Origin of the sequence: Corynebacterium silvaticum, assembly GCF_004382825.2 — a bacterium.
In the GTDB taxonomy this organism is placed as follows: domain Bacteria; phylum Actinomycetota; class Actinomycetes; order Mycobacteriales; family Mycobacteriaceae; genus Corynebacterium; species Corynebacterium silvaticum.
In genome coordinates, this window is sequence record NZ_SDQO02000002.1 from 447,332 (window position 1) to 467,580 (window position 20,249).

The 20,249-nt window shown below is 56.0% G+C and carries 13 protein-coding genes and 5 pseudogenes; 10 read left to right on the forward strand and 8 right to left on the reverse strand.

The window, feature by feature from the left end; genetic code table 11:
- Positions 1–58: 58 nt before the first annotated feature.
- Positions 59–1,487: pseudogene (gene ramB / locus ET810_RS06280) on the reverse strand (acetate metabolism transcriptional regulator RamB).
- Positions 1,488–1,962: 475 nt separating this feature from the next.
- Here ramB and ET810_RS06285 point away from each other — a divergent pair.
- The 7 genes from ET810_RS06285 (at position 1,963) to ET810_RS06315 (ending at position 8,490) form a co-directional block, all read left to right on the forward strand.
- Entirely contained in the window at positions 1,963–2,721 is a 759-nt protein-coding gene (locus ET810_RS06285; RefSeq protein ID WP_087453306.1) for a succinate dehydrogenase cytochrome b subunit, read from the forward strand.
- A gap of 18 nt (positions 2,722–2,739) precedes the next feature.
- Positions 2,740–4,755, forward strand: coding sequence for a fumarate reductase/succinate dehydrogenase flavoprotein subunit (locus tag ET810_RS06290; RefSeq protein ID WP_134316149.1), 2,016 nt, complete (start codon positions 2,740–2,742; stop codon positions 4,753–4,755).
- Complete coding sequence (locus tag ET810_RS06295; RefSeq protein WP_087453308.1) at positions 4,755–5,504, forward strand: succinate dehydrogenase/fumarate reductase iron-sulfur subunit; 750 nt, start codon at positions 4,755–4,757, stop codon at positions 5,502–5,504. Before ET810_RS06290 ends, ET810_RS06295 begins: the two co-directional genes overlap by 1 nt.
- A 59-nt stretch (positions 5,505–5,563) precedes the next feature.
- Complete coding sequence (locus tag ET810_RS06300; RefSeq protein WP_087453309.1) at positions 5,564–5,914, forward strand: hypothetical protein; 351 nt, start codon at positions 5,564–5,566, stop codon at positions 5,912–5,914.
- 336 nt (positions 5,915–6,250) lie between these two features.
- Positions 6,251–7,558 carry a DUF445 domain-containing protein gene (locus ET810_RS06305; RefSeq protein WP_134316150.1) on the forward strand — a complete coding sequence of 436 codons (1,308 nt, stop codon included), beginning with the start codon at positions 6,251–6,253 and terminating at the stop codon, positions 7,556–7,558.
- 62 nt (positions 7,559–7,620) lie between these two features.
- Positions 7,621–7,911 carry a DUF2516 family protein gene (locus ET810_RS06310; RefSeq protein ID WP_087453311.1) on the forward strand — a complete coding sequence of 97 codons (291 nt, stop codon included), beginning with the start codon at positions 7,621–7,623 and terminating at the stop codon, positions 7,909–7,911.
- A 6-nt stretch (positions 7,912–7,917) separates the two neighbouring features.
- Entirely contained in the window at positions 7,918–8,490 is a 573-nt protein-coding gene (locus tag ET810_RS06315) for a beta/alpha barrel domain-containing protein (protein WP_087453312.1), read from the forward strand.
- Here the strand turns inward: ET810_RS06315 and ET810_RS06320 are convergent.
- The 6 genes and pseudogenes from ET810_RS06320 to ET810_RS06345 all read right to left on the reverse strand — a co-directional run bounded on the left by ET810_RS06320 (position 8,487) and on the right by ET810_RS06345 (position 14,780).
- Positions 8,487–9,334, reverse strand: a pseudogene (locus ET810_RS06320) (LmeA family phospholipid-binding protein). The gene ET810_RS06315 and the pseudogene ET810_RS06320 sit on opposite strands and share 4 nt — an antisense overlap.
- Positions 9,335–9,424: 90 nt before the next feature.
- Positions 9,425–10,294, reverse strand: a complete 870-nt coding sequence (pflA, locus tag ET810_RS06325) for a pyruvate formate-lyase-activating protein (protein ID WP_087453314.1) — start codon at positions 10,292–10,294, stop codon at positions 9,425–9,427.
- Between the two features lie 182 nt (positions 10,295–10,476).
- Positions 10,477–11,070 (reverse strand): annotated as a pseudogene (gene grcA2, locus ET810_RS13340) (autonomous glycyl radical cofactor GrcA2).
- Positions 11,050–12,951 (reverse strand): annotated as a pseudogene (locus ET810_RS06335) (pyruvate formate lyase family protein); the annotation flags it as partial. The pseudogenes grcA2 and ET810_RS06335, both read right to left, overlap by 21 nt.
- A gap of 474 nt (positions 12,952–13,425) precedes the next feature.
- Positions 13,426–14,253, reverse strand: a pseudogene (locus ET810_RS06340) (class I SAM-dependent methyltransferase).
- Between the two features lie 23 nt (positions 14,254–14,276).
- Entirely contained in the window at positions 14,277–14,780 is a 504-nt protein-coding gene (locus ET810_RS06345) for a DUF2505 domain-containing protein (RefSeq protein WP_134316153.1), read from the reverse strand.
- A gap of 23 nt (positions 14,781–14,803) precedes the next feature.
- Here ET810_RS06345 and ET810_RS06350 point away from each other — a divergent pair, with 23 nt between their 5' ends.
- Positions 14,804–15,943, forward strand: coding sequence for a UDP-N-acetylmuramate dehydrogenase (locus ET810_RS06350; RefSeq protein ID WP_087453317.1), 1,140 nt, complete (start codon positions 14,804–14,806; stop codon positions 15,941–15,943).
- 120 nt (positions 15,944–16,063) lie between these two features.
- Here the strand turns inward: ET810_RS06350 and ET810_RS06355 are convergent, their stop codons facing one another.
- Complete coding sequence (locus ET810_RS06355) at positions 16,064–17,770, reverse strand: long-chain-fatty-acid--CoA ligase (protein WP_087453318.1); 1,707 nt, start codon at positions 17,768–17,770, stop codon at positions 16,064–16,066.
- A 345-nt stretch (positions 17,771–18,115) separates the two neighbouring features.
- Between ET810_RS06355 and mshA the strand changes: the two genes are divergently transcribed.
- Positions 18,116–19,378, forward strand: a complete 1,263-nt coding sequence (gene mshA / locus ET810_RS06360) for a D-inositol-3-phosphate glycosyltransferase (RefSeq protein ID WP_415750656.1) — start codon at positions 18,116–18,118, stop codon at positions 19,376–19,378.
- A gap of 124 nt (positions 19,379–19,502) precedes the next feature.
- Positions 19,503–20,249 carry a phosphoglyceromutase gene (locus tag ET810_RS06365; protein WP_087453320.1) on the forward strand — a complete coding sequence of 249 codons (747 nt, stop codon included), beginning with the start codon at positions 19,503–19,505 and terminating at the stop codon, positions 20,247–20,249.

Below are 20,249 nucleotides of genomic sequence, written 5' to 3' on the forward strand. Positions count from 1 at the left end.
ATCACCCCAGGTTCGCGGAAAACGATCTGCGACCTGGGGTTTAGCTATGGAATCTGTATCAGTATGGCGCCACGGAGGACGTGTGGGCGTCGATAGCGATGAGTTTATTGACCGCGGGGAATGCTCGTTGTGCACAGTCCTCGCGAGTGCATACGCGACAACCTGCCCCGATAGGGACGGCGTTGGCAAAGGTTTTTACGTCGAGACCATGGGCATAGACTGTTCGTGCTGCGTGGCGTGCCTCGCACCCCAAGCCGATGGAAAACATTTTTCCAGTCTCCCCAAAACGTCCCTGGTGATGCCGCACTGTTCGGGCGACCCAGAGATAGTTGCGCCCGTCGGGCATTTGCGCCAATTGCCGCATGATGGTGCCGGGACTGGTGAAGGTCTCGTAGACATTCCACAGCGGGCAGGTGCCACCAGCATGAGTGAAGTGGAATCCTGTGGCCGACTGTCGTTTGGAAATATTGCCGGCGCGATCGACGCGGACATAAGGTGAAGGGGATGCCTCGCAGGTTGGGGCGCTGCAATGTTGAGAGCCTGTGACATACCGTTTCATACCCCACCCCAAACATCTGGCATAAGTACTCGATGTCATAGCCGGAGCGCTCTGCTTCGGAATGAAATAGCCGGTAGGGCAGCATGACGGCAGCCGCAAAATAAGAAGCGATGCCACGCCGTGCTAGGGTGCGCGCCTCCACGGACGTGAAGTAGGCATCGGCGAGGAGGGCGTCGATACGCTCGTTGGCCTCCAAAAAAGCGAGCTCTGTGGCGAGTCTGAAAGCGCGTTGACCAGTGATAAGACGGGTGGACAAGGTGAGAACCCTGGTCTGCGTGTCAAAGTGGTGCAAGGTACTGCCGATGTCTATCCCGGCTTTAATGGTGACCCCGTGCCGCGATTCCAATCGGTCTATAAGAGATGCTTCGTTGGCGCGGATGTTGAAAGTGGTGATACCTAACTCGGCGGAGATGGCCTCGGCGGAATGGTCGAGATCGTCGAGATAATTTTGGCGTGCATAGAAGAAGTCGCGAACTTCATCGTGCGGCATGGATAGGGCTTCCGAGATCGCTTGAGTCTCGCCGAGACTGTTGACCAGGCGGACATCTGTGGCTGCCGAGAGCTTGTCGCGGACATTGCGGTAACGACGATGCATCTCCACGACGGCGCGAGCTATATCGGGATGATGATCTACCAGGTCAGAGAGTTCCTGTAGGTCAATGTCTTCAGGGCAGAGTTCTTTGTCCAGCATGACGTCGTGGACTTCTGCTAGGAGTCGCGAGTCGTCATCTTTAGAAAAGAATGTGGAGTCGACGCCAAAGACTTCGGTGATTCGGTGGAGCACGGGAAGAGTAAGTGGCCTGACGTCGTGCTCGATTTGATTGACATAGCTTGCCGAAAGTTCAAGCGTGCCGGCTAAATTAGCCTGGCTGAGGCCACGCTCTTTACGCAGCTGCCGCAGCCGCGAACCAACGTATGTCTTGCTCATGGACTTCAAGGATACGTGAGCAAGTTCACCGGGGAGGTGTATTTGTTGGTTTTTGATACCAGCAGACACTTGCGTTTACGCGGGTAACAAATTGTGGGTTCTATGCTTATGTTTAAATTTGCGGAATTTCAATGGTCGTAATGTGGCACTGGCCTTGCTAAATGAGTACTGGAGGGGTGCTCTCATGGTTGATAAAAGTACGCATTTCGGATGACGCCGAATAGGTGTGGGGGTGTGTTGATAAAAAGTTAAAAAACCAATGCGATATATCTCATAGGTGTCGCCTTGCGCTCGGGTGAAAGGGCCGGTAGAGGTGCCCTTTTGAAAGTCTCAAGCGGTGATATTTTAAGTCAGGCTATCCTAAATTGCGGGTAGGTGGGTATTTTTATGCTGTGTGAGGGGGGTCACCATAGGTTGTGGTAAGTGGTTTATCCATGGCGGTGGGTCGTAAAGTTAATACGACACTGGAGGTGCCATGACTGTAAATAACATCGACCGTGACGCAATCGCGCACGGCAAAATCACTGAAAAGCCGCTACGTGAGCGGCCAAAGTACCCGACCTGGGCACTGAAGCTCACTATGGCCGTCACTGGCCTGATCTTCTGCTTCTTTGTGGTCTTCCACATGGTCGGAAACCTTAAGGTTTTCTTGCCGTTCTATGAGGACGGTACGCATCCGATCGACGTCTATGGCGAGTGGTTGCGCAACCTTCTTTACCCGCTCTTCCCGCACGGTGCATTCCTGTGGCTGTTCCGCATCACGCTGCTTCTCTGCATCGTCTTGCACATCTACGGCGCTTTTGCACTCATCGGCCGTTCGAGCCGTTCACGCGGTAAGTTCCGTCGCACCAACCTCATGGGGGGCATGAATTCCTTCACCACCCGCACGATGTTGGTAACCGGCATCATTTTGCTTGCCTTCATCGTCTTCCACATCTTGGACCTGACTGTTGGTGCCACACCAGCCGCCTCCGAGGTGTTCGAGCACGGTCAGATTTACGCCAACATGGTGGCAAGCTTTAGCCGTTGGCCCGTCACCATCTTCTACATCATTGCGATGCTGACACTCTTCATGCATCTGTCGCACGGCATTTGGCTTGCCGCAAGCGATTTGGGCATCACCGGTAAGCGCTGGCGTGCAATCATTCTCTTCCTCGCTTACCTCGTTCCCGCAATCGTAATGATTGGCAACATCGCAATTCCGCTGTCTATCGCATGCGGCTGGATCAGCTAGGACGAAAAGGTAATAACAATGAGCATTAACTCTGAAACCGCTACTCGCCCTGAGTTCACCCAGCCAGCCTCCATCGTCGATGGCGTGAAACTGGGCAGCATCCTTGAGTCGAACGAGCCTAAGGGCGTTCCCACCAAGGACATGTGGGAGTACCAAAAAGACCACATGAACCTGGTCTCCCCACTGAACCGTCGTAAGTTCACGGTTCTTGTTGTGGGAACCGGCCTTTCCGGTGGTGGCGCTGCTGCTGCCCTCGGCGAGCTGGGCTACAACGTTAAGGTTTTCACCTACCATGACGCTCCTCGCCGTGCGCACTCCATTGCTGCGCAGGGTGGTGTGAACTCCGCTCGTGGCAAGAAAGTGGATAACGATGGCGCTTACCGCCACGTGAAGGACACCGTGAAGGGTGGCGACTACCGTTGTCGCGAGTCCGATTGTTGGCGCTTGGCATACGAATCCGTACGCGTTATTGATCACATGAACGCCATTGGCGCTCCCTTCGCCCGCGAGTACGGCGGAACCCTGGCTACCCGTTCCTTCGGTGGTGTGCAGGTCTCTCGCACGTACTACACGCGTGGTCAAACAGGCCAGCAGCTTCAGCTCTCCGGAGCAGCTGCGTTGCAGCGTCAGATTGGTCTCGGCACGGTAGAGATCTTCACGCATGCAGACATGCATGACCTGATCCTCACCGAGGAAAACGGCAAGAAAGCCTGCCGCGGTATCGTCACTCGTAACCTGATCACCGGTGAGCTCACCCCTCACACGGGCCACGCAGTCATCTTGGCTACTGGCGGTTACGGCAATGTCTACCACATGTCTACGCTGGCTAAGAACTCCAACGCGTCGGCAATGATGCGTGCGTATGACATCGGCGCTTACCTCGCTTCTCCGTCTTTCATTCAGTTCCACCCGACCGGCCTTCCGGTCAACTCGGAATGGCAGTCGAAGACGATCCTGATGTCCGAGTCTTTGCGCAACGACGGCCGCATCTGGTCCCCAATCGAGCCCAAAGACGATCGCGACCCCAACACGATCCCTGAAGACGAGCGCGATTACTTCCTTGAGCGCCGTTACCCGGCATTCGGTAACCTCGTGCCTCGCGACGTGGCGTCGCGTGCTATTTCTCAGCAGATCAACAAGGGACTCGGCGTTGGGCCTCTGCACAACTCCGCATACCTCGACTTCCGTGATGCAATTGAGCGTCTTGGTGAGAACACGATCCGCGAGCGCTACTCCAACCTCTTCCAGATGTATGAAGAGGCAATCGGCGAGAACCCGTTCAAGGCTCCGATGCGTATTGCACCGACCTGCCACTTCACCATGGGTGGCTTGTGGACGGACTTCAACGAGATGACCTCCATCGACGGCCTCTTTGCCGCCGGTGAGTGCTCCTGGACCTACCACGGTGCAAACCGTCTGGGTGCTAACTCCTTGCTCTCTGCTTCGGTCGACGGCTGGTTCACCTTGCCGTTTACTATTCCGAACTACTTGGCTAACCACCTTGGAGAGGCCAAGCTTGCTGAGGATGCTCCTGAGGCAGTAACGGCAGTCGCACGAGCTCAGGCTCGTATCGACAAGCTCATGAACATCAAGGGCGACGACCCTCATGGTCCTGAGTACTACCACCGCCAGCTAGGCGATATCCTCTACTTCTCTTGTGGCGTTGCCCGCAACATCGAAGACCTGAAGACCGGTATTGAGAACATCCGGAAGCTCCGTAAGGAATTCTGGGCGAACCTCCGCATTACCGGCGAGGCAGAGGAAATGAACCAGGTTCTTGAGTACGCATGTCGCGTAGCGGACTACATCGACCTCGGCGAGCTCATGTGCGTTGACGCACTCGACCGCGACGAGTCCTGTGGTGCGCACTTCCGTGACGATCACCTCTCTCCTGAAGGTGAAGCTGAGCGTGACGACGACAACTGGTGCTTCGTTTCCGCATGGGAGCCAGGCGCACAGGAAAATGAGTTCATTCGCCATGCTGAGCCGCTCACGTTCGAATCGATCCCGCTGATGACAAGGAACTACAAGTAATGAAACTCCATCTTGAAATTTGGCGTCAGGCCGGTCCTAACAGCGAAGGTCATTTCGAGTCCATCGACGTCGACGACGCCGTAGCACAGATGTCGATCCTTGAGCTTCTGGACCACGTCAACACTGGCTTGGTTGAGGAAGGCAAAGAGCCTTTCGTCTTCGCTTCGGACTGTCGTGAAGGCATCTGTGGCACCTGTGGTCTGCTAGTTAACGGCCGCCCACATGGCCTGGATAAGAACAAGCCTTCCTGCCAGCAGCGTCTTGACCACGTAGCAGATGGCTCGACCCTCAAGATTGAGCCTTTCCGTTCTGCTGCTTACCCGGTGATCAAGGACCTTGCGGTTGACCGCTCGGCTCTTGACCGCGTGATGCAAAAGGGTGGCTACGTTTCCATCAACGCAGGCACGGCCCCTGATGCAGACACCATTTACCAGAACCACGAGAAGGCTGAGCTTGCTCTCGACCACGCTGCATGCATCGGTTGTGGCGCCTGCGTGGCTGCTTGCCCCAACGGCGCAGCACACCTGTTCACCGGAGCAAAGCTTGTGCACCTCGCTCTTATGCCTTTGGGCCGTGAAGAGCGCGGCAAGCGCGCCCGCAATATGATCGATGAGCTTGAGACCAACTTTGGTCACTGCTCGTTGTACGGCGAGTGCGCCGATGTCTGCCCGGCAGACATTCCGCTGTCCGCTGTTGCGGCTATTAACAAGGAGCGGGCCCGCGCTTTCTTCCGCGGTAAGGACGACTAAGCTAAGGTTTAACGCAACGAGCTGACTCACTCACAGGGAAAAATTTAGAAAGGCACATTATGTCTCATTCAGCACCTGCGACGCAGGAGACTGCGGGATACCCAGTTTTCGAGGGGCGCATGCACTACATCGATGGCTACGACCCCGCGAGCCTCTGGGCACCGCATTCGTCGCTACAGCGTACGAGTACGTGGGTGGGCATGGGTGCCATTCTTGTTTCCCTCGCAGGATTCGGTGCGCTGATCTTTGGCTTGGGTGCTGCTTCTGTAGGAAGCCAAGAAGCTTGGGCTACCTACGTGATCATCGGCGCGGTTATAGGTTTTGTTCTGCTCATCGGTGGTTTTGTTCTGATCCACCGTGGGCGTCGCAACTACCGTCAGTATCGCGCTGAAACCGGTCGCATGAACTAATCGTTTCGCGACACCTCCACTCACAAGGCTCCGATATTCCTAAGGGAAATCGGAGCCTTTGTGCGTCCACGATTAGCATCAAGGCTATGAATGACAAAAGGGGAAAGTGTTATGGATACTTATGACGCTGGCTGCGACGCTGATCGGCATTAATTACATAGTGGCCGGGTGGAATGCACTGTAGTCTCCCAGCAAAGTCCGGCCTTACGGACTTAAGCTGCGAGCATCCTCCGAGGCTGTAGCCCAGACAGTTCGCCTCTATACCTGGGGTGTCTTTGGCGTGCTCTGGGCGAACTGGCTACCGACTGGTGTGGGGAGTACGGGATAATGAGTGACATGGCACAACATGCAGCTCCACGCGGACTCGCGGTTCCTGGCCCCTCGCCTGAAGCAGAGGCCGAAAAGCGGCGTGCGCTACGGAAGCACAAGACTATTGCGACGGGATTACTTTTTGTTGCTGCAGCGATTTTTTTGAGCTGTCAGTGGTATACCTCGGTGACTGACCCCACCCCTGCATGGGTGGGCTTTGTTCGGGCTGCTGCTGAGGCCGGAATGGTCGGTGGCTTGGCCGATTGGTTTGCAGTGACTGCCTTGTTCCGATACCCCTTGGGCATCAAGATTCCTCATACGGCGATTGTGCGTCGGAAGAAGGATCAAGTAGGTGTGGCACTGAGCGGGTTTGTGAGCGAGAACTTCCTTAACGCAGAACAAATCACAGAGAAAGTGTCTCAGGCGAATGTGGCGAGTCGCATCGGCGACTGGTTGTCGGAGCCAGCTAACGCTGAGACCGTGTCGCGTGAGGTCGGTGCCTTTACGGCGAAGGCTGTCAAGGCGCTGGATCCTCAGGACGCAGAGGCTGTTATCCGAAAAGCGATCGTGGAAAAGCTCGCGGAGCCGGAGTGGGGCCCACCTCTTGGCAGGCTGTTGCAGCAGCTCAATCAGGGAGGCCAAACGGAACCAATAGTGGATCAACTGGTTTCTTGGCTGCATAAGAAGGCGCTGACGTCGGAAAGCTTAATCCTCAAGATCCTGGGGGAGCGCGCGCCTTCCTGGGCACCAAAGTTTGTTAATGAGCTGGTGGGCGATCGGGTGTATCGCGAGCTCATTCAGTGGACGGCTGCGGTGGAGCGCGATAAGAATCATGAGGCCCGTCAGGCGATCAGACGCTTCCTAGAGAAATTTGCTGATGATCTGCAGACGGATCCGGTTGTGATTCAGAAGGTGGAAGACGTCAAGCACGATGTGATGGGTTCAGCGCCGGTGCAGGATGCTGCGTCGACGATCTGGGCTAGTGTGTCTAAGAACGTGATCCTTGCTGCGGAAGACGCGGATTCCCTGTTGCGGCAAAAAATCAAAGAGTATGCGTTGGAGTGGGGAAACCGAATTCACGCCGATGATGCGTTGCGTGCAGATCTCGACGCTCGCATCACCAAGACTGCAGCGTTCCTTGCAGACAATTATGCGGATCAGGTGACGTCGATTATTTCAGAGACCATCGAACGCTGGGACGCGGACGAGGCCAGCGACAAGATTGAGTTGATGGTGGGCAAAGACCTGCAATACATTCGTCTTAACGGAACAGTGGTGGGTGCTCTTGCAGGCTTGGCCATCTACACTGTTTCATATTCACTCTTTGGGGTGTAGGCGGGGCCTAAAACGCTGTAGACACCGCTCATCCTCATGCATCTATCCAAGGAATTCTCTTCATGACCTTTGTTTTCCTGATTTTCGGTTACATCGTTGTGGCTGCGGTGTACCTCGCGGTGGCTGCTGCTCTGGTTGGCGCGGGATTAGCCGCTACGACGCGAGCCGATGCTTTTGAAGCCGGAGACCGACAGAACAAGTGGATCTGGGTGGGCCTGCTTGTACTGGCGGCCCTCATGGTTTATCTGAAAGTCCAGTTCCTTTCTTGGGTTGGTCTGGTGATCATCGGATTGTATTGGTTCGATGTTCGCCCTCAGATCAAGAACATCCTTAACGGCAATTACGGCTGGTAAACGGGCATGACGAGCGATAATACGGTGGTGGTCACGCTCCTTGACCCGCTGGCAACCGCCACTGATGTGCAGCAACTTACGGCAAACGCTAGGCAACAGGGGATGGGGATCTGCGTGGAGCCCTCACTCCTGCACGCAATCGACGCCCCAGCCGGCCAGAGGGAGCAGCTTGTGGTCTCTTGGGCGGGATACCCCACGGGTAAGCATCACGTGCTGATTAAGGCGTCTGAGGCTCGGCTCGCGGTGCAATCTGGCGCGACGATGGTGATTTATGTTCCTGATCCAGCTTCGCTTCTCGACGCCACCGGCGCTGCTTTTATCGGCGAGATTGCGGTGGCGCGTGAGACCGTGCCGCACCCTGCCCAGCTCGCAGTGCTTGTCGACGATACCATCCTCCACGATGAGCTACGTGCCCGTGCGCATGCGTGGCTGGCAAAGATAGGCGTGGACGCCGTGGTCTCCTATAGCGTGGGGGCGCATGAGACAGATGGAATTCCCCTATACGTTATATGCGATATAAGCGAAGCCCCCGTGCACAAGGCAGCGGGGGCATACGGAGTCTTGGTCACCGGACTCTAGCGCGCGGGAGCTACGGACTGCTGGTTTTCTCCTTGCCGAGCTCATTGAGGTTGATGTTGTCTCCGACAACCTCGATTTTGACGCCATGGTCTACCACCTCAACGCTTTTAATCATGAGGTTTCCTGCCATGGCACTCGCTTGATCGCGAAGCCCCTTGGTCAGTGCGTCAGAGACCGTGGAGGGCAGCTCAACGCCGAGGAGGCTCGCATTGGTGGCAGTGAAGGACAGGCGGCCGTCGATAGCCTCCGGCTTAAGCGTGAGGTTGGCTGCTCCGCCTGTGATATCGACTTTTACCGTGCCATCTGTGGGATTAGAAGTGATCCCTGTGACCTGAATAAGCTGTTGCAGGAAAGCTCCGGCAAGTGCGCCCAGGTCGTTGCCGGTTCCTTCAGCCGGGGCAGGCTGGCGCGTCTGATTTTCAGCGATGCTCTTTTGCAGTACCGCCAGGAGGTAGTCGTCGGTAAGCGTGGTGCGAAGCGAGAGCGAACCTGCAACCGGGTTATCGGGATCGGCAATATTTAAAGAATCAACGTTAATAAAAGACTGCGGCGTGCCGGTGACCTCTGGGACAGCATTGGCATCGCCAGGGTGTTTAATGCTGACCGTTGAAGGCGAGTCAATAGTGACGTGGGGGACGTTGCGAGTCACAGCCGAAAAAAGTAGGGGAGTTGGTCCGAAAGAGATACTGGCCTCTTGACCAGTGGAATTGGAACCCACAGCATCTTTGAGTTGTTTACTGACAGTCCAGCGCAAGCCGAATTCGGCCAGCAGCAAGAGAACCAGAAGAGCAATGATGATTGTGAGGATGAGTTTACTAATGCGAGAACCAATAGTTTTAGACACGGGTTCCAGTGTCGCCTATTTTTCGCAGTATCGCCACTAACGGAAAAGCTGAGGCCCGACTCCTGTGCGAGGAGCCGGGCCGGAGGTTGGCTAAGGAACCAGCAGACCACGAGAACGGAAAACGTTCTTGGTAAACGCAACCGATTCTTCTGTCGGAGGCTTGACGTCCTCGAGGTCATACTGAAGGTTAAGCTCGTGCCACTTGTCTGCGCCCATATTATGGAAGGGAAGCACCTCAACTCGTTCTACGTTGTCTTTCCACTGCTCAACGATGTCCGCCACGTTATTGATGTTTTCCGGGGAGTCGGTAAGCCCTGGGACAAGCACAAAACGAATCCACACGGGCTTGCCCACTGCATGGAGGCGGTTACCAAAATCAATAGTCGGTTGTAGCTCACGGCCAGTGACTCGGTGGTAGGTCTCCTCGTCGCCTGCTTTGACGTCGAGAAGCACAAGATCAATGTTTGTTAAGTCTTCGTCGCTGAGGCGAGCTCCCAGATAACCCGAGGTATCTATGGTGGTATGAATTCCTGCGTCGTGCGTCTCTTTGAGCACTCGGCGGGTGAAGGCTATTTGGAAGAGGGGCTCGCCGCCGGAGATAGTAAGCCCGCCGCCGGAAGCTTTGAAGACCCTGCGATAGCGCTTGATCTTCTTAACGATATCTTCCACCCGTTCGAGCGTCCCCGCCTTCATCTGCATAGTGTCAGGATTATGGCAGTACAAGCAGCGCAGGGGACAACCCGCCATGAACATGGTCATGCGAGTACCGGGCCCGTCGACGGCGGTGACTAGCTCCCATGAATGCACCAGGGCGATGTCGCCGGTGCGCCGGGCTTCGATCAGCTCCTTATGGGAAACATCCTCAAGCTCAAGATCTGTTCCGATGCCTGCGGCCGTGCCGCGAAGACGCGGGTCATCTGAGCGTTCGACCGTAACGGTGGAGTTAATTCCATCGGCCATGAGGATTCCTTTCGATCGCGACGTACGCGGGGCGGTAGATCTGCGAGGGGCTAAAACTAAGGGTGGTTGGTAGGCCAGTCGCTGTCACTGAAGTACAACAAAAATCTGGGCAAAAGTATGCCACCGTCTCAAGCGAACTCGAGGCGGTGGCAGCTAAAGATGCACGCTGAGCGCGCTACTCCTTATGCGGAGTGGTGGAAGGTGCGCGAGAGAACGTCGAGCTGCTGCTCACGGGTGAGCTTGACAAAGTTCACGGCGTAGCCGGAGACGCGAACGGTGAGGTTCGGGTACTTGTCAGGGTTCTCCATGGCATCCTCAAGGGTCTTCTGATCGAGGACGTTGATGTTTGCGTGGTACAGACCTGCGTTTGCGTTGTTCTGGTCACGCTGGGTCTTCATGTCGTTGAGGCGCTCTTCAAAGGTCTTAGAAGACATAAGTTTCTCCGATTTCTTGTGGGAATGAATTGTTAGGGATGGAGCGAAGGCTTAGTCTTCGTCCATGATGAATCCGGCATCGAGGATGCCGACCAGGTTCTTGACCTGCTCATCAGCTGTGCGGCCAAGGCCGGAAGGAGTGATGGTGTTGGTCAAGGAGATGCCGTCGAGAGCATCCTGGTAGTCCAGCTTGCCCACAGAGAGCATGGAAGCGACCATACCGTGGGTATCCGCACCGTTCTCTGGGTTTGCACCAGGGCTGAACGGAGTACCAGCCTTGTGTCCGGATGGGAACGCGCCGGTTGCCTTGCCGTAGACCACGTTTGAGGTGATCGTGAGCACCGACTGGGTCGGGATGGCATCGCGGTAGAGCGGGATTTCCTTGATCTTGGACATCACCGTGTGGACGATGGTTGCGGCGATGTCGTCGACGCGGTCGTCGTCGTTACCGTAGCGAGGGAAGTCGCCTTCGGTGATGTAATCAACGATCAATCCGGTCTCATCGCGCACAGGAGTGACTGTTGCGTGCTTGATGGCAGAGAGAGAATCGGCGACGATAGCCAGACCTGCGATGCCACAGCCCATGGTGCGGATGATGTTGGAGTCATGCAGCGCCATCTCGATGGACTCGTAGGCGTAGCGGTCGTGGCAGAAGTGGATGATGTTGAGTGCCTCAACGTAGGTGCCGACGACCCAGTCGAGCATGTTCTCGTACTTTTCCCAGACCTCATCGAAGTCCAAGGGGCCATCGCCCTCGATGGGAGCGAACAGTCCGGGCTCGGTGATCTGCTTGCCGGAGACCTCGTCGCGGCCGCCGTTAATAGCGTAGAGCAGCGACTTTGCGCTGTTCACGCGGGCGCCGAAGAACTGCATCTGCTTGCCGATAGCCATCGGGGACACGCAGCAAGCGATGGCGGCGTCGTCGCCCCACTGATCGCGAATCTGCTTGTCGGACTCGTACTGAATGGACGAGGTCTCGATGGAGATTGCGGCGCAGAAGTCCTTGTAGCCCTCGGGTAGCTCGGGATCCCAGAAGATGGTGATGTTTGGCTCTGGTGCAGGACCCAGGTTACGAAGAGTCTGCAGCAGGCGGAAGGAGGTCTTGGTGACCATCGAACGGCCGTCTTCTGCAAAGCCAGCGTCGGACCAGGTTGCCCAGTAAGGATCGCCGGAGAAGATCTGATCGTAATCGATGGTGCGCAAGAAGCGGACGATGCGCAGTTTGATGACGAGGGCGTCGATCATTTCCTGAGCGTCTTCCTCAGTGATGAGGCCTGCGGCGAGATCGCGCTCAAAGTAGATGTCCAAGAATGCGGAGAGGCGGCCGATGGACATTGCGGCACCATCTTGGGACTTAACGGATGCTAGGTAAGCAAAGTACGTCCACTGAACAGCCTCTTGAGCGGTCTTGGCCGGGCGAGAGATGTCAAAGCCATAGGAAGCTGCCATGATCTTCAGCTTCTTCAGAGCTTTGATCTGCTCGGAGTGCTCTTCACGGTAGCGTGCCCAGTGCTCGGAGAAGTGCTCGGTTGCCACCGAGTCCTTGGCGCGATTCTTTTCCTCGATGAGGAAATCAACGCCGTAGAGTGCTACACGACGATAATCGCCGATGATGCGGCCGCGACCGTATGCGTCGGGCAGGCCGGTGATGATGTGAGCGGAACGAGCTGCACGGATACGAGGCGTGTAAATGTCAAAGACTGCCTCGTTGTGGGTCTTGCGGTACTTGGTGAAGATGCTCTTAATATCTTCGTTTGCTTCCTTGCCCGCTTCTTTAATAGCGGTCTCGACCATGCGCCAACCACCGAAAGGCATCATTGCGCGCTTCAGTGGAACGTCTGTCTGCAGGCCAACGATGACGTCATCGTCTTCGGAGATGTAGCCAGCAGGGAACGCGTCGATGTCAGCAGGAGTATCGGTGTCTACGTCGAAAACGCGCTTCTTGCGCTCTACGGAAAGGTAGTTCTTTTCCAGTGTGTCCCATACGCGGAGTGTTTTCTCCGTGGGGCCTGCCAAGAAGCTGGCGTCGTCATCGTAGGGGGTGTAGTTGCGCTGAATGAAGTCGCGAACATCGATGTCTTCCTGCCATGGGCCGGCTGCAAAGCCTTCCCAAGCAGACACGTTCGTTTCTTGTTGGGCGGTGGTCATCGAGAAAGTGCCCTCTCTAAATCGAGTTGCTGTGATCCCTGCGGGTTCGGGGATACAGAGATTCCTAGATGGCATAGCCGCTAGTTTTTACTCGGTCCTAGGTTCGTACGTCGGGGCTGAGCTATTTTTGACGGCTTTTGCCATGAACAAATTCGAGTGTAGTAATAGTGACCCATCTCTGCATAAACAGAAAGGGGTGAGTTATCTCACTTAGATTCGTTTTTACTTGTGGCTCACAACGGCGTAAATGGGGTTTGGGGTTGTGTGATTGTGTCTGACCTCGTCCGTGTGGAAAACGGTGAAAACCTGTACACTTACCGGAAATAATGGGCCGCTAGCTGCTTGGATTGTGGTCGGTAAAGGTGAAAGCGGGCTGCGACATGCGGTGTTTATATGTGTTTGATCAGCTTTTGGTCGAACCTATTTACTCAATTGGAAAATGCAATGAAAATAGATGAAAAACCGTTTTGGCTGGAATCACAGGGAAAAGGCCGTGACAATCACGAGGCGCTAATGTACGTGCGAACTTCTTAGCGGTTCGGTGGGGAATCAGCGCTGCACTGGGTCTACAAGAGACCATGGGACAGTCAGGAGACTGTCGCGCACGGGGCGACGAATAGGCATCATGGGGATGCCTTGCTCCGCGAGGGAAGCGCGGGCAGCTCTCCAGCGCACGCGGGGTCCATAGGATGCCCATGGGGCGCTGTGGTTCCAGGCGGCGTCGGCAAGCGAAAGTAGCTGGTGAATCTTCTCGCCGGGAACGTTTCGGTGAATGAGGGCTTTGGGAAGGCGCTCTGCGATGTCGGAGGGGCGTTCTACGTCGAAGGGATCTCACGCAAGGGTGAGTGATAGCGGGCCTGAGTGATTAAGTAATACCCATGTTGAGCGCCGGCCGAGTTCGTCGCATGTGCCCTCGATGAAGAATCCGCCTGGCTGGAGTCGCGAGGTAACCATGTTCCATGCGTCGTGCACTTGGTCTACGTCATACTGGCGTAAAACGTTGAAAGCTCGCACGATCGTGGGCTGATAACCCGCTAGCTCAAAACCCCCGAGCTCAAAGGTAACTCCATCACGCGGAGGCAGAACCCGCTCCGGATCGATTTCTAGCCCTGTGACCTGTGTAGTAGGGCGTATTGTGCGCAACCAACGGGCCCAGTCTACCGTGGTGGTAGAACTCGCCCCATAGTCCACATCCAGGGCCAGTGGGGTTTCGGCTCTGCGCAGTGCCGCCCGTATATCTGGGTGATGCGCCATCCACCTATCGCACCTGCGGAGGCGATTGAATCCTGTTGTCCCACGGGTGATTACGCCGACAGGACGTGACAAAGGCCGACCGTGCCCAAAGGAAGTTCGGAGATTATGGGCATGGTCGGCCATCGGTCAAATGTTAAAAAATCGAGTTAGAGGTTCTCGGAGATCCACTGTGCGGTGAGGTTGCCTTCATTTTGGAAGAGCTCGCCGAGGGCCTCGCCAACCTTGGGCTCGATGGCTGCACCCATGAACGGGATGTTCACGGTGACCTCGTTGGCATAGGACAGCGTGGTGGATTGACCAGCGCCGGTCAGAGCAATCTCGCCCTTGAAATCTACAGGGGTGCCTTTTACGTCGGCGGTGTAGCTGATGGGGGCGGAGTCGCCGTTGAGGCCGCCGACAGTCACTACACGCTTAACCTTCAATGCCTGGCTGATCATCGCACGAACAGCTTCGGGGAGCACCTCAAGGGGGAGCACCTCAAAGAGCGTTACTACGGCGCCGCCGTTGGCGTCTGCGAACTCGTGAACCTGACCTGGTTCGGGGCTCAGGTTTTCCACGACGAACGCCCAGTAATCGGGGTTAGTCAGGGCTGCATGCACCTTTTCAGCTGGCTGATTGATGGTGACAGTGTTCTCGCTACGCGTTGTCATGCGTACAGACTACCCTTAAAGGGGTGACGGATACATCGCTGACCCAAACATTCGCCGAAATTCGACCCGAGATCGAGCGCCATGCCGATACTCGCATCGAGTCTCTTGCCTTCTCCGAACTCACCACTTTCCATCTCGGCGGCACGCCTATCGCCGCTGTTCATTGCGGCTCACGTGAGGCTGTGGCGCATGTGGTGAGGCTTCTCGACGCCCACCGCATCCCCCTTCTCATCGTTGGTGGAGGGTCTAATCTGGTGATCGCTGATGGCGATATTCCGGTCGTCGCTGTGATCGTAGAATGCGAAGAGATTTCTGCAGATATGCACACTGGGCGTCTTGTAGTAGATGCTGGCGCGGTGTGGGACGACGTCGTCGCGTTTGCTGTCGACGCAGGGCTCGGAGGCATCGAATGTCTTTCCGGAATCCCCGGCTCTGCGGGAGCGACCCCCGTGCAAAATGTTGGGGCATATGGTGCAGAAATAGCAGATGTCCTGGTAAGCGTTGAGCTTTTGGATCGTGGCACTGGTGAGGTCTCCGAGGTTCCGGCTGCGGAATTAGAGCTGGCATATAGGTACTCCAACTTGAAGTTCACGGGCCGGGCCGTAGTGCTGGGCATCACGCTGCAGCTATCCTTGGACGGGCTTTCTGCGCCTTTGCGCTTTGGGGAATTAGCGCGCCTCTTGGGCGTAGCGGCCCCTGGCGAGGAAGCGATTCGCTGGAATGTGCGGGAAGTAAGAGAAGCCGTTGTGCAGCTGCGCCGGGGGAAAGGAATGGTCTATGACCCCGATGACCACGACACGTGGTCTGCCGGATCGTTTTTTACCAACCCGATTGTCAGCGATGCACTCTTGGAAACGGTGCGGACTCGGATGGCGGAGCTGTGCGAACCAGAGGATGCGGCCGCCATGCCGTGCTACCCGATGGGCCCCGGCGCATGGAAGCTTTCTGCGGCCTGGCTGATAGATAGGGCTGGATATAAGAAGGGCTACCCCGAAGGCGCGCCTGCTCGTCTTTCCACTAAACACACCCTGGCTCTGACCAACCGGGGCAACGCAACCACAACAGATCTGGTGGCGTTGGCACATGATATTTGCGACGGTGTCCAAAAAACTTTTGGAGTGGCTTTGGAGCCTGAGCCGGTGTGGATTGGCGTCGAATTTTAGATCGAATATGAGTGGGTGAATAAGCAAGACCCTGCATTTCCATAGACGTTAGGGGGTCTAGCGGGCGTCGGAGCGCGCTTTGTCTATGGAAATGCAGGGACGTGCAGAAAAGCTGTCGCGTTACTTCTTGAGCTTCTGGATCAGTTCTGCCTGCACCTCGCGGCGGCGGATCTTTCCAAGCTGGTCCTTAGCGAGCTCTTCAAAGTGGTAGAAGGTGCGCGGCACTTTGTAACGGGTGAGGTTTCCGCGGCAGTGATCCTTAAGCCCCTCGGGGTCAAGGGCTGCGCCCTCGTTGAGGGTGATTGCGGCGACAACGGACTCGGAGCCGTCGCTACGCGGGAGTCCAACAACGGCGGCATCGAGGACATCAGGGTGCTGGCGAAGAACATCTTCTACCTCTGCCGGATACACATTGAAGCCTCCGGTAATGATGATTTCCTTGATGCGAGCAACAAGGCGGATGAAGCCGTCTTCTTCCATGATGCCGACGTCGCCCGTGCGGTACCAATCTTTGTGGAAGCTATTCGCGGTGGCCTCGGGCTGGTTGAGGTAACCGGCAAACACCTGGGGGCCGCGAACCAGGATTTCGCCTTCCTGCCCGTCGGGCATCGTCTCGTCGAGGTTCTCAGGGTTTGCGATGCGAACTTCGGTGTCGGGGAAGGGGATTCCCACGTAACCAGGACGGCGGTCTGAGGTCATGGGGTTTCCGACGATAACGGGAGACGTCTCGGTGAGTCCGTAGCCCTCGACAAGCAGGCCGCTCGTGAGCTTTTCCCAGTATGCGACGGTATCCACCGGCAGTGCGGAAGCGCCGGAGAAGGAATTGCGGACGCTGGAGATGGAGATGCCGGATTTCTCGGCTGCCTCGGCGATCTTTTGGTACAGGGTGGGGACGCCGGGAACCCACGTAACGGGCTCCTTCTTCATGATCTTCATGATCAGCGGGATCTGCGGTGCTGGCAGCAACACCATCTCTCCGCCGATGTAAAACGCCAGGTTGAGGACGATGGTAACGCCGTAAGCATGGAACATTGGGATGGCGCCGAGGAGTCGTTCATCTTGATCTCCCAGCCCCTGGATCCAGGCTTTGCCTTGCAGGAGGTTGGCAAAGAGGCCACCGTGGGTAAGCTGAGCGCCCTTGGGCGCGCCCGTGGTGCCTGAGGTGTACAGGATGAGTGCCACAGAGTCTTTGGTTACTTCGGGGCAGGAGACGATATCTTCGCCCTGGCCACCGAGTGCGGTACCGGTGAGGATCTGCCAGGGGATGGTATTGGGCGCTGGCGCGGTGATTGCATCGCGCTTTTTCATCAAGGCGGGAATCGGCAGCTTGAGCGCATATTTTTGCAGTGGCGGCATTGCGTCGATCATATTGACGGACACGATGGTTTCTAGCGGGGTGGTGCGTCGTAGTTTCTCCAGCGTCGGTGCGGCCTTATCCCACACAATGGCCACGCGTGCACCGTGGTCGGTGAACGGCGCTTCTAGCTCATGTGCTGTGTAAAGGGGGTTGTGCTCAACGACGATTGCCCCAAGCTTGAGTACCGCATAATGCGCAGCGACGTGCTGCGGACAGTTGGGGAGACAAATGGCTACGCGGTCGCCGGCGCGGACACCAAGTGCTCGGAGGCCTGCGGCCGCGCTGCGTACCTGCTTATCCAATTCGGCATAGCTCTGGCGCTTGCCAAAGAAATAGGTGGCAGGTTTGTCGGCGTTGATGGCCAAGTTGTTGTCATAAATATCAAGGAGAGTGGTATCTCCATAATCAAGACTGTGAGGTGTCCAGCTGGGGTAGTACTGTAGCCACGCTTTGGTCTCAAATGCTGACATGATGTCCCTTCGACGTTGGATTAACTTTACACACCGGTAAGTTTTAATACGAGCATAGCCTCATGTTTGAGTACTGGGGGAATCCATAAGCTGGTGATTTTGGAAATGTTATGGATTTGTGAGGCGGGGAGGGGCGTATATCTTTGATGAATTGCGCCTAAAGCAAATGGCTAGAGTCACAATATGACATTCAAGTGATACTCCAAGCATTCATATAAAAGAGTGATCTAAACAATAGGAAAAGGTGCAAGGCGACATAGGGTGACATGCTGGCAGTGGCATAGCAACACCTCACAGCGCTACCAACACAAACGCAGACGACGTTCTCCTCTTAGAATGATCGTTATGCGTATAGCCATGATTTCGATGCATACATCGCCGCTGCAGCAGCCGGGTAGCGGCGATGCCGGTGGAATGAACGTTTATGTTTTGTCGATAGCGCGGGAACTGGCGCGTCGTGGGCTAGACGTGGACGTTTTTACGCGGGCGACGCGCCTCGGCCACGGGGAGGTCGTCGATGTAGAGCCAGGCCTTCGGGTTATTAACATCGTGGCGGGTCCCTATGAAGGGTTGTCTAAGGAAGAGCTGCCTACCCAGCTGGCGGCATTCGCGGGCGGAATAGTGCAGTTTGTTAAGTGCAATGCGCTGACCTACGACGTAGTGCATAGCCATTATTGGCTGTCCGGTCAGGTGGGGTGGCTGTTGCGCGATCTTTGGGAGATTCCGCTGGTTCATACTGCTCATACGCTGGCGGCGGTGAAGAATTTCTATAGCTCAACCTCTGACATGCGTGAGTCGGAAGCTCGCCGGATTTGTGAACAGCAACTAGTGGATAACGCGGATATTTTAGTGGTGAACACCCCAGAAGAAACCAGCGACCTTATCCGTCATTATGATGTGCTGCCGGATAAGGTGGCGGTGATCGCGCCGGGCACGGATATTTCCCTTTTTACGCCGGGTACGCAGCGTAATACGGAGGTATCTCGACGGTGTTTGGGAATTCCTTTGCATATCAAGGTCATTGCTTTTGTGGGAAGGCTGCAGGAGTTTAAGGGGCCACAAGTATTGCTTGCTGCTGTGGCTGAACTGATACGCCGTGATCCTGAACGTGAACTTCGGGTTATTTTTTGTGGTGGTCCCTCTGGTGCCGCGGCGACCGTCGAACATTACATTGAATTGAGTCGGCGTTTGGGGTTGGGTAAGCGAGTGCGGTTCCTTGACCCGCGTCCGCCGGAAGAGCTGGTCTCTATCTATCAGGCAGCGGATATTGTTGCGGTGCCTTCATATAACGAGTCGTTTGGGCTTGTTGCTATGGAGGCCCAGGCGAGCGGAACGCCGGTGGTTGCGGCTCGGGTGGGTGGTCTGCCGATTGCGGTGTCCGATGGGGAGACTGGGTTGCTTGTCGACGGCCACGCGCCGGAAATCTGGGCGGATGCACTGGCGCAGCTGCTTGACGACGATGCATTGCGGATCCAGATGGGTGAGGAAGCAGTGCGCCACGCTGCGAACTTTACGTGGGCTGCCTCTGCGGAGAAGCTGGAAGAAGTCTATGAGGCCGCGCTCACTATTGATGTTGATGAATGTAAAGAGCGCCATGCGGAAGGGTAAGCGATAAGGATTCTCCGCATAGAGGCCGCCACTACGATAAAGTCCGCTCGGACATAAGTGTAAACAATCCCACATTTTAGTGTGATCGCTGCCGGGCGGACATTTTCGTGGCAAACTGAGCACTATGACTATCGGAAAACTGATTCTTCTCCGTCACGGACAAAGCGAGTGGAACGCCTCCAACCAATTCACTGGTTGGGTGGACGTTAACCTTACCGAGCAAGGCGAGGCCGAGGCCAAGCGTGGCGGCGAGATGCTGAAGCAGCAGGATGTTCTGCCAACTGTTGTGTATACGTCGCTTCTTCGTCGTGCAATCCGCACCGCCAACATCGCGCTTAACGCGGCAGATCGCCATTGGATTCCTGTTGTACGCGACTGGCGTCTCAACGAGCGTCACTATGGTGCGCTGCAGGGCCTGAACAAGGCTGAGACCAAAGAGAAGTACGGCGCAGATCAGTTCATGGAATGGCGTCGTTCTTATGGCACCCCTCCTCCGGAGCTGGAGGATTCAAGCGAGTTCTCCCAGGCCAATGATCCTCGCTACGCGGATCTTCCCCAGGTGCCGCGCACGGAATGCCTGAAAGACGTCGTGGATCGTTTTGTGCCTTACTTTGAAGAGGAAATTTTGCCGCGAGCAAAGAAGGGCGAGACTGTCCTTATCGCAGCGCATGGCAATTCCTTGCGTGCATTGGTCAAGCACCTCGACAATATCTCGGATGCAGATATTGCTGAGCTGAATATTCCTACCGGAATTCCGCTGGTATACGAGCTTGACCAGGACGGAAAGGTCCTTAATCCGGGTGGTACTTACCTTGATCCAGAGGCAGCGGCAGCAGGCGCTGCGGCGGTTGCTGCACAAGGCGGCAAATAA

What these genes read in the sequence shown, in the direction of transcription:
- ET810_RS06285 (WP_087453306.1), top strand. Translation starts at nt 1,963, where the DNA reads ATGACTGTAAATAACATCGACCGTGACGCAATCGCGCACGGCAAAATC.
- ET810_RS06290 (WP_134316149.1), top strand. Translation starts at nt 2,740, where the DNA reads ATGAGCATTAACTCTGAAACCGCTACTCGCCCTGAGTTCACCCAGCCA.
- ET810_RS06295 (WP_087453308.1), top strand. Translation starts at nt 4,755, where the DNA reads ATGAAACTCCATCTTGAAATTTGGCGTCAGGCCGGTCCTAACAGCGAA.
- ET810_RS06300 (WP_087453309.1), top strand. Translation starts at nt 5,564, where the DNA reads ATGTCTCATTCAGCACCTGCGACGCAGGAGACTGCGGGATACCCAGTT.
- ET810_RS06305 (WP_134316150.1), top strand. Translation starts at nt 6,251, where the DNA reads ATGGCACAACATGCAGCTCCACGCGGACTCGCGGTTCCTGGCCCCTCG.
- ET810_RS06310 (WP_087453311.1), top strand. Translation starts at nt 7,621, where the DNA reads ATGACCTTTGTTTTCCTGATTTTCGGTTACATCGTTGTGGCTGCGGTG.
- ET810_RS06315 (WP_087453312.1), top strand. Translation starts at nt 7,918, where the DNA reads ATGACGAGCGATAATACGGTGGTGGTCACGCTCCTTGACCCGCTGGCA.
- pflA (WP_087453314.1), bottom strand. Translation starts at nt 10,294, where the DNA reads ATGGCCGATGGAATTAACTCCACCGTTACGGTCGAACGCTCAGATGAC.
- ET810_RS06345 (WP_134316153.1), bottom strand. Translation starts at nt 14,780, where the DNA reads ATGACAACGCGTAGCGAGAACACTGTCACCATCAATCAGCCAGCTGAA.
- ET810_RS06355 (WP_087453318.1), bottom strand. Translation starts at nt 17,770, where the DNA reads ATGTCAGCATTTGAGACCAAAGCGTGGCTACAGTACTACCCCAGCTGG.
- mshA (WP_415750656.1), top strand. Translation starts at nt 18,116, where the DNA reads ATGCGTATAGCCATGATTTCGATGCATACATCGCCGCTGCAGCAGCCG.
- ET810_RS06365 (WP_087453320.1), top strand. Translation starts at nt 19,503, where the DNA reads ATGACTATCGGAAAACTGATTCTTCTCCGTCACGGACAAAGCGAGTGG.